The sequence below is a fragment of the Bdellovibrio bacteriovorus genome (assembly GCF_041888015.1).
GTDB lineage: Bacteria > Bdellovibrionota > Bdellovibrionia > Bdellovibrionales > Bdellovibrionaceae > Bdellovibrio.
The window spans coordinates 2,879,419-2,892,494 of record NZ_CP168968.1 but is presented as its reverse complement, the minus strand read 5'-3'; the positions used below and the strand labels follow the sequence as shown (position 1 = coordinate 2,892,494).

The 13,076-nt window shown below is 47.7% G+C and carries 15 protein-coding genes and 5 tRNA genes; 18 read left to right on the top strand and 2 right to left on the bottom strand.

Annotated features, from left to right (window positions below):
- Positions 1-25: 25 nt before the first annotated feature.
- From purM to ACES2G_RS13900, 4 genes are all read left to right on the top strand, one after another.
- On the top strand, positions 26-1,009 hold the full coding sequence (gene purM / locus ACES2G_RS13915; RefSeq protein ID WP_347359537.1) for a phosphoribosylformylglycinamidine cyclo-ligase: 984 nt from the start codon (positions 26-28) through the stop codon (positions 1,007-1,009).
- Between the two features lie 104 nt (positions 1,010-1,113).
- Positions 1,114-2,127, top strand: a complete 1,014-nt coding sequence (locus ACES2G_RS13910) for a hypothetical protein (protein WP_374000523.1) — start codon at positions 1,114-1,116, stop codon at positions 2,125-2,127.
- 192 nt (positions 2,128-2,319) lie between these two features.
- The gene (locus ACES2G_RS13905) at positions 2,320-3,165 is read left to right on the top strand and encodes an alpha/beta hydrolase-fold protein (RefSeq protein ID WP_347359539.1); all 846 of its coding nucleotides are present in this window, start codon (positions 2,320-2,322) and stop codon (positions 3,163-3,165) included.
- A 107-nt stretch (positions 3,166-3,272) separates the two neighbouring features.
- Positions 3,273-3,710: a HAMP domain-containing protein gene (locus ACES2G_RS13900; protein WP_347359540.1), complete on the top strand. Its 438-nt coding sequence runs from the start codon at positions 3,273-3,275 to the stop codon at positions 3,708-3,710.
- Here the strand turns inward: ACES2G_RS13900 and ACES2G_RS13895 are convergent.
- Positions 3,679-5,610, bottom strand: a complete 1,932-nt coding sequence (locus ACES2G_RS13895) for an acetyl-CoA hydrolase/transferase C-terminal domain-containing protein (protein ID WP_374000522.1) — start codon at positions 5,608-5,610, stop codon at positions 3,679-3,681. The two genes, ACES2G_RS13900 and ACES2G_RS13895, sit on opposite strands and share 32 nt — an antisense overlap.
- A 108-nt stretch (positions 5,611-5,718) precedes the next feature.
- Positions 5,719-5,958, bottom strand: coding sequence for a hypothetical protein (locus ACES2G_RS13890; protein ID WP_374000521.1), 240 nt, complete (start codon positions 5,956-5,958; stop codon positions 5,719-5,721).
- A gap of 141 nt (positions 5,959-6,099) precedes the next feature.
- On the opposite strand from ACES2G_RS13890, the gene pyrF reads away from it, so the two are divergent.
- From pyrF to rplL, 14 genes are all read left to right on the top strand, one after another.
- Positions 6,100-6,819: an orotidine-5'-phosphate decarboxylase gene (gene pyrF, locus ACES2G_RS13885; RefSeq protein WP_374000520.1), complete on the top strand. Its 720-nt coding sequence runs from the start codon at positions 6,100-6,102 to the stop codon at positions 6,817-6,819.
- The gene (locus ACES2G_RS13880; RefSeq protein ID WP_374000519.1) at positions 6,806-7,681 is read left to right on the top strand and encodes a TrmH family RNA methyltransferase; all 876 of its coding nucleotides are present in this window, start codon (positions 6,806-6,808) and stop codon (positions 7,679-7,681) included. Before pyrF ends, ACES2G_RS13880 begins: the two co-directional genes overlap by 14 nt.
- Positions 7,682-7,748: 67 nt before the next feature.
- A tRNA-Thr gene (locus ACES2G_RS13875) sits at positions 7,749-7,824 on the top strand.
- 28 nt (positions 7,825-7,852) lie between these two features.
- Positions 7,853-7,938, top strand: a tRNA-Tyr gene (locus tag ACES2G_RS13870).
- Between the two features lie 66 nt (positions 7,939-8,004).
- A tRNA-Gly gene (locus tag ACES2G_RS13865) sits at positions 8,005-8,081 on the top strand.
- A gap of 15 nt (positions 8,082-8,096) precedes the next feature.
- Positions 8,097-8,171, top strand: a tRNA-Thr gene (locus tag ACES2G_RS13860).
- Positions 8,172-8,241: 70 nt separating this feature from the next.
- Positions 8,242-9,432 carry an elongation factor Tu gene (gene tuf / locus ACES2G_RS13855; protein WP_374000518.1) on the top strand — a complete coding sequence of 397 codons (1,191 nt, stop codon included), beginning with the start codon at positions 8,242-8,244 and terminating at the stop codon, positions 9,430-9,432.
- A 107-nt stretch (positions 9,433-9,539) separates the two neighbouring features.
- Positions 9,540-9,615: transfer RNA gene (locus ACES2G_RS13850), tRNA-Trp, on the top strand.
- Between the two features lie 32 nt (positions 9,616-9,647).
- Positions 9,648-10,025: a preprotein translocase subunit SecE gene (gene secE, locus ACES2G_RS13845; RefSeq protein ID WP_347359620.1), complete on the top strand. Its 378-nt coding sequence runs from the start codon at positions 9,648-9,650 to the stop codon at positions 10,023-10,025.
- A 27-nt stretch (positions 10,026-10,052) separates the two neighbouring features.
- Positions 10,053-10,568: a transcription termination/antitermination protein NusG gene (nusG, locus tag ACES2G_RS13840; protein ID WP_374001904.1), complete on the top strand. Its 516-nt coding sequence runs from the start codon at positions 10,053-10,055 to the stop codon at positions 10,566-10,568.
- Positions 10,569-10,658: 90 nt separating this feature from the next.
- A complete protein-coding gene (gene rplK, locus ACES2G_RS13835) occupies positions 10,659-11,081 on the top strand; it encodes a 50S ribosomal protein L11 (protein WP_347359619.1) in 423 nt (140 codons plus the stop codon).
- Positions 11,082-11,092: 11 nt separating this feature from the next.
- Positions 11,093-11,800, top strand: a complete 708-nt coding sequence (gene rplA / locus ACES2G_RS13830; RefSeq protein WP_374000517.1) for a 50S ribosomal protein L1 — start codon at positions 11,093-11,095, stop codon at positions 11,798-11,800.
- Positions 11,801-12,064: 264 nt separating this feature from the next.
- Entirely contained in the window at positions 12,065-12,589 is a 525-nt protein-coding gene (rplJ, locus tag ACES2G_RS13825) for a 50S ribosomal protein L10 (RefSeq protein ID WP_374000516.1), read from the top strand.
- A 59-nt stretch (positions 12,590-12,648) separates the two neighbouring features.
- Complete coding sequence (gene rplL / locus ACES2G_RS13820; RefSeq protein ID WP_284608038.1) at positions 12,649-13,017, top strand: 50S ribosomal protein L7/L12; 369 nt, start codon at positions 12,649-12,651, stop codon at positions 13,015-13,017.
- Positions 13,018-13,076: the final 59 nt, after the last annotated feature.

Here is a 13,076-nt window from a genome sequence, read left to right as displayed (position 1 = left end):
GAGTTCTAAAATATAAGGAGTTGTTGTGGTTGATTATAAAGATTCCGGCGTTGATATCACGAAAGCTGATGCGTTTGTGGAGCGTATTAAGAATTTGGTCCCGACGACCTTCAATGATCAAGTCGTGCAGGGAATTGGTGGCTTTGCGGCTGTTTACAAGTTGAATGAAGAAAAATACTTGGCGTCCTGCACGGATGGTGTGGGTACGAAACTCAAGCTGGCGCAGAAGTTGGACAGTCACCACGGTATCGGTATAGATCTGGTGGCCATGTGTGTGAATGACCTGCTTTGTGTCGGCGCAAAACCTTTGTTCTTTTTGGATTACATGGCCTTTGGAAAACTCGACACTAAAGTCAGTGAAGAGCTGATCGCCGGAATGGTCGACGGTTGCCGTCAGTCAGGGATGGCCTTGATCGGGGGCGAAACCGCAGAAATGCCCGGCGTTTATCAAGGCAATGAATATGATCTGGCCGGATTCAGCGTGGGCGAGATGACCCCGGAAGAGATGTATAATGAAAACAACATCGAGGACGGGGATGTGCTGCTGGCCCTGCCTTCTTCGGGCTTTCATTCCAACGGATATTCGCTGCTCAGAAAGCTGGTGAAGGACGACGAAATCGAGTTGATGCGTGAACTTCTGACTCCAACCCGCATTTATGTAAAGCTGGTAACAGCTCTTCGCAAAGAGTTCCGCGGGGCGCTTAAGGGAGCCTCGCACATCACGGGCGGTGGAGTTCACAATATTCCGCGCATGAGTGAATCCTTTGACTACGACCTGAGCGGATGGCCGTCCGTGGGCGAAATGGCCCCGGTCTTTCAAAAGATCTTACCTCGGCTGGAGCTGCCACGCGAAGAGCTGTATCGCACCTTCAATATGGGTGTGGGGTTGGTGCTCTTGGTCAAAAATAGTGAGGCAGCGAAGATTCGCCACTGGCTGGAGGCTCAGAACGAAAAGCATTGGGTTTTAGGCTCTGTTCAGAGGGGAAATGGTCAGATTCGCACTGTCTAAGGAATGGTCAAAGGGTCTATTTTTTTAGGGTGGGATTTATTGGTGGACTCACATTCTGAGAGTGGGCTATAGCTTGGGCCTATTCATTAACAATGGAGTCAATAATGATGAATAAGAATGCATATCTGGTACTGGCTGCGACAGGGTTGTTGATGGCCCCTGCGGCGTTCGCGCAAAACTCTTCCACAGCAAGTGTGAATACAAATTCCAGCACTGTTAAAATGGAAGACCTGAAAAAAGCTGACGAGAAAAACAAAGATATCGACAGCGAAATCACTGATGCCCGCATGAGAGCTCAATTGGGTTCCAAATCCAAATGGTCTTTCAAATCCAGCTTGGCATACTCAGGTGGTTCTATTCAGGAGCCTTTGCATAGTGTTCGTCCCAACTACCGTGCGTCTGCGACGATGGAAGCTATGACTTCTTTGTCCGGTGATGTGGGTATCAATTACCGTTTGGGCGAGCGTGACAATATCAGCTTCGGTACTGGCATCACGATTATTGACCCTCTTCACGGCGACATCACCAAGCCAGCGCAAGATGAGCGCAAAGGCCGCGATGGTTCCCTGGCTCGTTACCAGATCTCCACCCCATACGTAAGCTGGAGCCGTGGTTACCGTGCTTTCGACACACAGATGATCTCCAGTTTTCAGTATTCTCACGCAACGGACAGTGACTCTGTAAACGTTGAAAAAGTCTTTGGTGCGACAAGCTTCAGTCATACTGTTTTGGCTAACTTCGGTAAGTCCAAATGGAACGGTGGAACTAGCTTGACCATCAGCAAGACCCTTTATGGCAGCGATGTCACAGATGCGAAGCTTCTGAAAAGAATGGATCTGGGGCTTTATAAGCGCACGGAGCTGGGCTTCGGTTTGTATCCGTTCCTTCAGTATTCTTTCAACGATCGTTATTCTTTCCGTACGGTGTTTGGTTACTTCCAATTCACTCGCTACCAAGGTGAGAACGACAACGTGCAAGTTGAGCCATATCAGTCTGTAGGTACAGGTATCTCCATCACTCGTGATATCTACTTGTATCCAAATATCCAGTTCACGCCGAAAGACATCAGAGCTGACAGAACAAACGTAGCTCTTTCTGCGAACATCAACTTGTTCTAAGAACTTTCAGGACCTTTATAGTCCACCTCAAAAGACCGCCCCAAAGGCGGTCTTTTTTATTTTCTCTGTTGCCAGTCTGATAGCTTCATTTCCAAAGTCCGGTGTTAGTGCCCAAGGGGGATCTTGGGGACTGCAGACGAAGATTGCCTTTTGCGTCCATTTCAGTAACGCTTAATAGCGTGGAGGTGAGAAATGAGAAAGGCCATCTGGTTCCTAATGCTCTCGTTCGCATTGGTTTCAGTCCAAGGGCAGGCAGCTCAGACATGCGGGACTAAGGAAATCTCTGCGGGTTATTCCTATGATTACTGCATTCAAACCACGGATCGTACCAAAACTCAGGACGTTGTCTATTTCTTCCATGGTCTGGGGGGCAATGCCCGAACCTGGTTCACGCAAACTCAAGGCACCCAGTGGATTGAAAAGAAGTGGAGTTCACAAGGGTATCAGCCCACCATCATCACCATTTCCTTCGGCGAAATCTGGCTGCTGGTGAATAATGAAGAGTTTCCTTTGATCACGGCCTTTCGCGACGAAATGATGCCTTTTCTGGAAGGCCAAATCGGCGGTCTGGGCAAGGGCCGTCGCCTGCTTATGGGGCAGTCCATGGGGGGCTTTAACTCTGTTCAGGCTTCTTTGCAGATGCCGGGGACTTTCCTGAAGGTGGTTTTGATGTGTCCGGCGATCACCACGGTCGGGCCTTTTGATCCACCGGAGGCGATTGAACGTTATATAGCAAGAACCAAGGCTTTGCGCTCGCGCGTGAATATGATGTTGGATATTTCGCGTGAATTCTTCAAAACCCAGGAAGACTGGCAACGCCATGATCCTTTGCTGTTGATCAAGACTTTTGATCCTTCCATCAAGCAGGTTTATCTGGTCTCTACCGGGATGAAGGATGAGTTTGGCTTCCAGGAAGGTTCGGCCGAGTTCGTCAAGGCGGCAAAGACCCAAGGGGTGATCGCCAGTTGGTTGCCGGTGCAGGGCGGACACTGTGTCTTTGACCGTGACGCTGTGGCTCGCTTTATCTGGAATCAATAGGGTCTGCAGTGATGAACTTTTGGTCGTTTCTCAAACAGACACGTTCCGGGTGGACGGACAGGGAATAGTTTCGGAAAGCCCGGAGTCATCAGATATAATGGTAGGATATGAAAACCTTCCGCCCTCGTCGCAAGCTGATAGTAAATCGCGAAGTGCAGTTTGATGTGGTCATGCACGTCAGCCTGTTTGTGGCCGTTCTTTTCTTAGGGCAGATTTTCGCCGCGTATCTTTTTATCGGAAAAATTCAAGAGCTGGCCGGTACTGGGGCGTTTTCTCTGATGTCGGTGTCGGAGTTTATCGGGCGGTATAAGACGGTCTTTCTGGTGTACCAGTTGATTCCTGTTTTGTTGGGGTTGGTGGTGGGCGTCTGGTACTTCAACCGCATGACCCGCAGAATTGTCGGTCCGCTCTTTAATATCAAACGCACCGTCAAACGGATGGCGGAAGAAAATCTGGATTCGGTCGAGATCCATTTGCGTGAAAACGACTATTTCCAGGATCTGGCCCAGGACATCAATGTTGTTCTTCAGAAAAAGACGAAGTAAGGCGCCTTTCTGTTCTGTGTAAAGCGCCCGAGACCAGGGCCCGATAAAGCCACTCTTGAGGACTCTTGGGGCGCAGAAGTCTCATTCGTTCCAAAGAGTCCCTGAACATTTTGGATCTGCGCCAGCCTTGTCTAAATAATGGTAAAAGGCGCCAGAGGGAAATATTCCTCTCTTCATTCAAATGGCTTAGGGCCAAGACCAGCCGTTCTTCATGCATAGTAAAATCACTGCCAAAGGGAAAGGCCGGGAAGTGCCGATCAAATCCCGCACTTTTGCATTGCTGGGCTAAAGCAGCCGGCGTGTTATGACGGGCCCACTCGGGGATTTGATAGTCCTTGTGAAGTTTCCCGGCTTTCTGGGCTTGTTGTTTTAAGTCTTCTTGAAATTCTGAATCGGTAATATTTAAAAGCTCGCGAATCACGTCTTCGTCAGTTTTGCCGCGCAAGAAAGCGATGCCGTATTCCGTGATGACGACGTCACGCAGATGCCGGGGGATCGTCAATTGATCGTGGCCCCAGACAATGTTGGAGCGGCGTTGCCCTTTGTGCCATCGCGTGCTTCGCAACATCAGCACCGAAAGAGCCCCCTCCAGCTCATGGGCCATGGCTACAAAGTTATATTGTCCTCCGACGCCACTGACGACTGAGCCGTTTTCCAAAGTGTCAGAAGCGGCACCACCTAGAAGAGTGACATTCATGCAAGTGTTAAAGAACCGGGCCTTGCGGCGCTGTCGGCGCAGAGCCAGTTCGTTGTAGTCGTACAGGTCATTGACGATCGAAACGCGGGTCATGTTCAGTCCGGCATAGTCTTCGTCCGAAAGCTCGCGCAGCCATTGATAAAGCTCTTCCGAGCCCAGAAAAAAAGCCCCATGCAGATAACGCTTCTTTTTACTGAGCGGTTCCTGCACTTCGCGCTTTAGAATGCCAGCCCGGCGCAGATGCATGAATCCATCCATCACCATTTCACTGGTGCCATAGAGTCCCACCTGAAAAGGGCTTTTGAATAGTTCCAGTTCTGTGGCAGGACGCCGATGGGACAGGATCTGTTCCGAGAGCTGCAAAAACGTGGTGTTTTGCTGATGTCGCAAGCGGGCTGAATAAACCAGCGCATCTGACAGAGAGCCAATTCCGATTTGCAGAGTCCCGTCGTCTTCCAGAAGATGGCTTGCCAGAAAACCGATCATAAAGTCAGTGGCATCAACCGGAGTGCGCGGCAAAGCAAAAAGTTTTTTATAAATAGACGGGTCCTCGATAACTGCCGAAAAGAAATTTTCGCTGACCTCGGCATCTTCGCCCACAAAGGGCAGTCCGGGATGGACAACCGCGATGATGTGCAGGGCCCGCCCGGATTTTTTGTAAAGGTCGGCAACATCCAAAGTCAGATCCGGGTTGCAGCTTAAGCTGTAGCGGATATTTCCCTGGGCATCGGTTTTTTTGGCGACCATTTGCAGGATCACGTCGATTTTTTGACTGAAAATGTAAGCGGCGACATGAGTATAGTTCAGACTGACATAGTCTTGTTGGGATAACGAACTTTTGAGGGCTTGCCCGGCTTGGAAATAAAACTCATGGACGCGGACATTTTCGGGCAATTGGTTTTTCTTGATATCCTGAAGGTATAAGAAGCGGGGATAGTCCAATCCGAAGTGCCGTTCAACAAAGGGCTGTAAAAAGCGTTGTTCCAGATCGCTGGCTCCTGAGGGGGGATCTAGCGACAGAGCGGTATAGATATGCAGGCGTTTTTCGGGGAGCTCTTTGATACGGGAATACAGGGTATTGAGCAGTTGGTTTGGTTTTCCCAGCCCCAAGGGGGTGGCCAGGCGAATTTCGTTTCCCAGGTGAGACAGCAGATGGTCGGCGGCAGCTTCAAAGGAATGAAAGTGATGGACGGCGTTTTCCATTTACCTATTAGAAGACGCTTCCAGGGGAAGTTCAAATCCCCGTGCCCAATGCTATGTCGGGGAGCAAAATAAAAAAGGCCGCTGTGTCGGCGGCCTTTTTTCAGAGACTTATTGGCAATCGCTTTTGATTGCTTTGTCTACGTTTTGGTAGCGAGCATAAAGCTCTTCGTATTGGTCCATGTAAAGCTCAAGTTTGTCAGAGTTTCTTGTCTGTCTCATTTTCTCTCTGATCCAGTTCATCTCGTTAGCCAATTTTGTTTTGTAAGAAACAAGCTGACCGCAGGAAAGAGCTGCGTGAGAGGAAGAAGCTGCGCAAACGAATGCCAAAGCGATAAGAAGAGCTTTCATGTATTCTCCAATTTGAGGTTATTTAGATTCTGTTGACGGGCGGAACCTACTAACGCAGTCCGCGAAAGACAATCTTTGATGCCCTCGGCATAATTTTTACATAGAATCCGCAGAACCCCTGAAGGCATTCCAGGAGACTCCATGAGAAAGAACTTGCGCGCGCATCCGATGAAAAACCCTATTATTTTGGCCTTGGACGTGGACACCCGCGATCAGGCGCTGAAAATTGCTGATGATTTGTCGGAAATAGTCGGGGGCTTTAAGTTGGGGCCACGTTTGTGTCTGCGTTATGGGATGGAGTTTGTGAAAGAGATGGCCCAGCGCGGGCCGATTTTCCTGGATAACAAGCACTTCGATATTCCCTCTACGATGGAGGCTGCGGTTCGCGCCAGTTTTGAGGCGGGCGCCTCTTTGGTGACGGTGCATGCTTTAAGCGGCAAGGAAGCTTTGCAGCGTATGGCGGCTGTTGAAAAAGAGCTCAATCAACAAAGGCCTTTTAAAATTTTGGCAGTGACGATTCTGACCTCGTGGGATCAGAGCTCTTTGCCGGGGAATATGAAAAAGCAACCGATTGCCCAGCATGTGACAGACCTTGCCTCTTTGGTGCAAGATGCCGGGCTTTCCAGCGTGGTTTGTTCCCCTCACGAATTAGACCTTTTACAAAACCGTGATCTTTACCTTGTCACTCCGGGAATTCGCTTTAGTATGCAGGATTCCGGCGATCAAAAACGTATCATGGGACCGAAAGAGGCGCTTCGTAAGGGGGCTTCTGCTTTGGTTGTGGGTCGCCCTATTCTGGAAGCTTCCAATGTGAAGGAAGCAGCAACTGATTTTGTAATGGCTGTATATGAAGAAAAATAACGCTCGTCCCTCTGGCAAAAACTCCTCCTCTCAACGTCCACAGCACGGGCGTGGTGGAGGCGGCCGTCCTCACTCTCCGCAACAACAGAACTCTCAGCCTCGGGCCGATTATATCCCTCGCGACTGGCGTGTGGTGATTGGCACGCATGCGATCAACGAAGTTCTGAGTGTGCGTCCTTCAAAGGTAAAAGGCTTCTGGCTTCGTCAGGGCTGGGAGACTTCCGGCGATTTGCGCGAGATGAATGATCGTGCGCAAAAACTGCGTATCAAAGTCGATGTGAAGTCCGAACAGGTTCTTGAGAAATTCGGACCGTCTCAGCAGGGTGCTGCCATCTTTGTTGATGGAGCCCCGGAACTTGATCTGGCGGGTCTAGAAAATCTGGACAAGTCCATCATGCTGATTTTGGACGGTATTGAGGATCCTCACAATTTAGGAGCAATCCTCAGAACTTCATGGTTGGTTGGCGCACAAGGTGTGCTGATTCCGGAAGACCGTGCGGTGGGGTTGACTCCCACGGTGCATAAAGTGGCTTGCGGTGGGGTTGAGCACGTTCCGGTTGAAGAAACTACGAACTTTGCTAACTATGCGGATGAACTTAAGAAAAAAGGTTATTGGATTTACGGTTTAAGTCCTCGTGGAAAACGTTCTATCTTTGATCTAGAGCTGCCAGACAAAGTTGTTTGGGCCATTGGCTCCGAAGATAAAGGAATGAGAGTGACAACCGAAAGACTTTGTGATGAATTAGTCGTCATCCCGCAAGCTAGCTCTTCGGCGAGTTATAACGCATCGGTGGCAACAGCGATGGCGTTAACGGAGACCTTAAGGCAGCACGCGGCGCACGGAAATCGAAAAAAATCGTAATCTGGCGAATAAATATCTTTGACGGACACTGTTTTTCTCCGTAAAACATTTCGGTTATCTCAGTAAGGCTGGTTTAGCTCAATTGGTAGAGCAGCTGATTTGTAATCAGCAGGTTGCGGGTTCGAGTCCCATAACCAGCTCCATTTTTTTCTGAGTCAACATTCACAAACTGGGTAGGTGCCCGAGTGGCTAAAGGGGACGGACTGTAAATCCGTTGGCTTACGTCTACGAAGGTTCGAATCCTTCCCTGCCCACCATTTTTGAATGTCGACTTGCAAAGAGATGGGAAGAGGAGTTTACTTCTCTTCTGGGCGTTCTGATGGGCGGGAGTAGCTCAATTGGCTAGAGTATCTGCCTTCCAAGCAGAGGGTTGCGGGTTCGAGACCCGTCTCCCGCTCCAAATTTCAGAACAGATGCCCATGTAGCTCAGTGGTAGAGCACACCCTTGGTAAGGGTGAGGTCGTCGGTTCGGCTCCGATCATGGGCTCCACTTGTTACTTATTGATTTGATTTTTGATAAATGGTTTAAGACTTAAAAATAAATCTCTGCAGGAGGAATAATGTCTAAAGAGAAATTTAACCGTTCGAAGCCGCACGTAAATATCGGCACAATCGGTCACGTTGACCATGGTAAAACAACTTTGACTGCTGCTATCACTACTACTCTTGCAGCAGCTGGTAAAGCTCAGGCGATGTCTTACGATCAAATCGATAAGTCTCCTGAAGAAAGAGAACGTGGTATCACTATCTCTACAACTCACGTTGAGTACGAAACTGACAAACGTCACTACGCTCACGTTGACTGCCCAGGCCACGCCGACTACGTAAAAAACATGATCACTGGTGCCGCACAAATGGACGGAGCTATCCTAGTAGTTTCTTCTGCTGACGGTCCAATGCCACAAACACGTGAGCACATCCTTCTTGCACGTCAAGTAGGTGTTCCTGCTCTAGTTGTATTCATGAACAAAGTTGACATGGTTGACGATAAAGAATTGTTGGACCTTGTTGAGCTTGAAGTTCGCGAACTTCTTTCTAAATACGAATTCCCTGGCGATGAGATCCCAGTTGTTAAAGGATCTGCATTGAAAGCTTTGGAAGGTGATACTTCTGAAATCGGTCGTCCAGCTATCATGAAATTGATGGACGCTTGTGATGCTTACATCCCTGAACCAGTTCGTGCTACTGACAAAACTTTCTTGATGCCAGTAGAGGACGTATTCTCTATCTCTGGTCGTGGTACAGTTGTTACTGGCCGTGTAGAGCGTGGTATCGTTAAAGTTGGTGACGAGATCGAAATCATCGGTATCCGTCCAACTCAAAAAACAACAGTAACTGGTATCGAGATGTTCCGTAAACTTCTTGATGAAGGTCAAGCTGGAGACAACTGCGGTGTTCTTCTTCGTGGTACTAAAAAAGAAGAAGTTGAACGTGGTCAAGTTTTGGCGAAACCAGGTTCTGTAAAACCTCACAAAAAATTCAAAGCTGAAGCGTACATCCTAACTAAAGAAGAAGGCGGACGTCACACTCCATTCTTCAATGGTTACCGTCCTCAGTTCTACTTCCGTACAACAGACGTAACTGGTGTTTGTACTTTGAAAGCTGGAACTGAAATGGTTATGCCTGGTGACCGCGTTGAATTGGCAGTTGAGTTGATCGCTCCAATCGCAATGGAAAAAGAATTGCGTTTCGCGATCCGCGAAGGTGGCCGTACAGTTGGCGCCGGCGTTGTTATCGAAATCCTTGAGTAGGATTTAACGCAGCATAGGCTGAAGTAAAATCACCCGGGGGACTCCTTGACAAGAGGGTCCCCTTCGGTGTTTCTTGGCACGTGCGATTTTTTTGTATTTTTAAGTGCAGGGGTGTAGCTCCAGTGGTAGAGCGAACGACTCCAAATCGTTAGGTCGTGGGTTCGAATCCCTCCGCCCCTGCCAATTTTGACTCCATAACTTTAGGATGAGGAACAATGGAAAAGGCGAACTCTAAGATTTTGACTATCAGCTTTGCACTTGCAGGTATCTTGGTCGGTTTGACTGTGTCTCTTCTTATTAAGGCATTCGCTGGCGCGTTCGGTGTTGTGGCTCGTGCTGCAGACTCTGATATGGTTCGCCACGGTTTGCCGGTTTTGACGGGCTTTGCACTTTTCGCAGCTTTGCAGTTCAACCCACGCATTCATGCTTGGGGTGAAGAAGTTGTTTCCGAAGTTCGTAAGATTGTATGGCCTTCACGCAAAGACACGACGGCAATGACGATTGCGTGTGTTGTGATGGTTCTTATTTCCAGTGTTATCATCAGTTCCTTCGATCTGATCTCTGGCTTCTTTATCAACTATCTCATGAAGTAAGGACGGAACCATGGAAAAAAATGGTACATTGTTAACGTTCAGACGAGCTGTGAAAACACGGCTAAGAAAGCCATCGAAGAGAAAATCAAGTCTTCCAAAATGGAAGAGTTCTTTGGCGAGATCTTGATCCCTGCGGAAAGCGTAGTGGAACTTGTAAAAGGTCAAAAACAGACCAAATCACGTAAATTTTTCCCGGGTTATATCTTCGTTCAGATGTTTTTGAACGATGAGACTTGGCATTTGGTACGTAATTCGTCTAAAGTGACCGGCTTCGTGGGCGGTACTAAAACTCGTCCTCCGGAAGTTCCGGAAGCCGAGGTTCTTCGTGTAACTCAGCAAATGGCTGGCGTTGCAGAAAAACCGAAACCAAAAGTGAAGTTCTCTGTAGGTGAGAATGTGACTGTTATCGACGGTCCATTCAGCAACTTCCAGGGTTCTGTAGAAGAAGTGAACGAGGACAAAGGGAAACTGAAAGTTCTTGTCAGCATCTTCGGTAGACCAACTCCAGTGGAATTGGACTACATTCAAGTTGAAAAAAATTAATTTAAGCGCTACATAGGGTGGCACTTAGAACAAAAACGGGACCTTTGGGGTTCCGTTTCTTATTAACACAACCTCTTGCAGGAGTGGGTCATGGCAAAAAAAGTTACAGGAATGATCAAGCTGCAAATACCGGCAGGGAAAGCTAATCCAGCTCCTCCCGTTGGACCGGCACTTGGACAGCACGGGGTAAACATCATGGAATTCTGTAAGCAGTTCAACGCTCGTACACAAGCGTTGGGTGATAGCATCATCCCTATCATCATCACTGTTTATCAAGACAGATCGTTTACTTTCATCACAAAAACACCACCGGTGTCTTCTTTGATCAAAAAGGCGTTGAAATTGGACTCCGGTTCAAAACAGCCTCAAAAAGACAAAGTTGGCAAAATCAATAACGATCAAATTAAGCAAATCGCTACAACGAAATTGCCTGATTTGAACTGCTTGAAAGTTGAATCCGCAATGTCACAAGTTGCTGGTACAGCTAAGAGCATGGGCATCGACATCGGTTAAGGGTGGTAAAAATGGCAGGTAAGAAATTCGCAGCAGTCGCTAAAAAAGTTGATTCTGCAAAAAAGTACACTGTTGATGAAGCATTCAAACTCGTTGTTGACGTAGCTCCAGCGAAATTTGATGAATCTATCGACGTAGCTTTGCGCTTGGGTATCGACCCTAAGCAATCCGACCAACAAGTGCGCGGAGCGATTGCTCTTCCTCACGGTTTGGGCAAAGAAGTTAAAGTTGTTGTTTTCGCAAAAGGCCCGAAAGAGGCTGAAGCGAAAGCAGCTGGCGCTGACTTCGTTGGTGCTGACGACCTTGTAGCTAAAATCCAAGGTGGTTGGTTGGATTTCGATAAATGTATCGCGACTCCAGATATGATGGCGACTGTTTCTAAAGTTGCTAAGATCTTGGGGCCTCGTGGTTTGATGCCGAATCCAAAAATCGGTACTGTAACTATGAACGTTGGTGAAGCCGTAACTGCCGAGAAAAAAGGTAAGTTGGATTTCCGCGTTGATAAAGCAGGTATCGTTCACGCTGGTATCGGTAAGAAATCTATGGGAGATGCTAAACTTAAAGATAACTTCATGACTTTGTTGGGAGCTATCGTTAAGGCAAAACCAGCATCTTCCAAAGGTATCTATCTTAGATCCATCGCCGTAGCTTCAACTATGGGTCCTGGTATTAAGATTGAACCAAATGCAGCAGCTGCTGCAACTGGTGCTAACACGTAATTGACAGGCTCCGACATGATCGGAGCCTTGTTTTTTTACTGGTTATTTTGTATTAGTTCTTAAGTTTTATTGCGATCAGAGACAGTAGGTTTCTTCTAGTAGATGTAATCCCTCGTTTGTGAGGGGCCTACCGAGATAAGGCAAAAAGGTTTTCTAAAATGGATTCGGATTTATCTGGATTCACCAACGCGACCTCCAAACCGACCTGATTCGCACAGGCCCCTTCGCAAGAAGGGCAAAAGTCTAATGAAAGGAGGCTCACTTATGATCACTCGCGCAGATAAAGAGCAAGAGATTAAGCTTATCACTGAAAAGTTCGGTAATGCTAAAGGAGCTTTCATCGTCGACTTCAAAGGCATCAAGGTTGAGCAAGTTACTAGCTTGCGCAAAAAATTGAATGCTGCTGAATCAGAGATGAAAGTTGTCCGCAACACTCTTGCAAAAAGAGCGTTCAAAGATCACCCAGCTATTGAAAAAGCTTTTGCTAATTCAATGAAAGGTACTAACGCCATCGTATTCTCATACGGTGAAGTGAACGCTACTGCTAAAACACTTGCTGAGTTTGCTAAGGACGTAGAAGTTCTTCAAATCAAGTCTGGTGTTATGGATGGCGAAGCTTTGGATGACGCTAAAATTAAGTTTTTGGCAACTCTTCCGGGCAAAGACCAACTTCGCGCTATGTTCCTCGGTACACTATTGGGTGCAGGTTCTGCACTTGCTAGATGCTTGAATGCTTACGCTGAGAAACTTGGTGGCGGTGCTACTACTGAAGAAGCTCCTCAAGCATAAGCTTGCGGCGCTAATGAATTGAATTAATAAATAATTTTTATCCTCTGGAGGATTTTAAAATGTCTCTAACTAACGATCAATTGGTTGATGCGTTGTCTCAAAAAACAGTTCTTGAGATCGCTGAACTTGTAAAAATGCTTGAAGAAAAATGGGGCGTTTCTGCTGCTGCTCCTGTAGCTGCTGCTGGCGCGGGCCCTGCTGCTGCTGTTGAAGAAAAAACTGCTTTCGACGTTATCTTGGTTGATGCAGGCGCGAACAAAATCAACGTAATCAAAGAAGTACGTGGTTTGACTGGTTTGGGTCTTGCTGAAGCTAAAGCTCTTGTTGAAGCTGGCGGCAAAGCTGTTAAAGAAGGCGCTACTAAAGAAGACGCAGAAAAAATCAAGAAAGCTCTTGAAGCTGCGGGCGCGAAAGTTACTGTTAAGTAATTTCTGCCTTTTAGTTTATGCTAAAAATGAAAAGCCTCGTGGAAACACGAGGCTTTTTG

Excerpts from the sequence above, each read along its gene's own strand:
- ACES2G_RS13910 (WP_374000523.1), top strand. The coding sequence starts at position 1,114 with ATGATGAATAAGAATGCATATCTGGTACTGGCTGCGACAGGGTTGTTG.
- ACES2G_RS13905 (WP_347359539.1), top strand. The coding sequence starts at position 2,320 with ATGAGAAAGGCCATCTGGTTCCTAATGCTCTCGTTCGCATTGGTTTCA.
- ACES2G_RS13900 (WP_347359540.1), top strand. The coding sequence starts at position 3,273 with ATGAAAACCTTCCGCCCTCGTCGCAAGCTGATAGTAAATCGCGAAGTG.
- ACES2G_RS13895 (WP_374000522.1), bottom strand. The coding sequence starts at position 5,610 with ATGGAAAACGCCGTCCATCACTTTCATTCCTTTGAAGCTGCCGCCGAC.
- ACES2G_RS13890 (WP_374000521.1), bottom strand. The coding sequence starts at position 5,958 with ATGAAAGCTCTTCTTATCGCTTTGGCATTCGTTTGCGCAGCTTCTTCC.
- pyrF (WP_374000520.1), top strand. The coding sequence starts at position 6,100 with ATGAGAAAGAACTTGCGCGCGCATCCGATGAAAAACCCTATTATTTTG.
- ACES2G_RS13880 (WP_374000519.1), top strand. The coding sequence starts at position 6,806 with ATGAAGAAAAATAACGCTCGTCCCTCTGGCAAAAACTCCTCCTCTCAA.
- tuf (WP_374000518.1), top strand. The coding sequence starts at position 8,242 with ATGTCTAAAGAGAAATTTAACCGTTCGAAGCCGCACGTAAATATCGGC.
- secE (WP_347359620.1), top strand. The coding sequence starts at position 9,648 with ATGGAAAAGGCGAACTCTAAGATTTTGACTATCAGCTTTGCACTTGCA.
- rplK (WP_347359619.1), top strand. The coding sequence starts at position 10,659 with ATGGCAAAAAAAGTTACAGGAATGATCAAGCTGCAAATACCGGCAGGG.
- rplA (WP_374000517.1), top strand. The coding sequence starts at position 11,093 with ATGGCAGGTAAGAAATTCGCAGCAGTCGCTAAAAAAGTTGATTCTGCA.
- rplJ (WP_374000516.1), top strand. The coding sequence starts at position 12,065 with ATGATCACTCGCGCAGATAAAGAGCAAGAGATTAAGCTTATCACTGAA.
- rplL (WP_284608038.1), top strand. The coding sequence starts at position 12,649 with ATGTCTCTAACTAACGATCAATTGGTTGATGCGTTGTCTCAAAAAACA.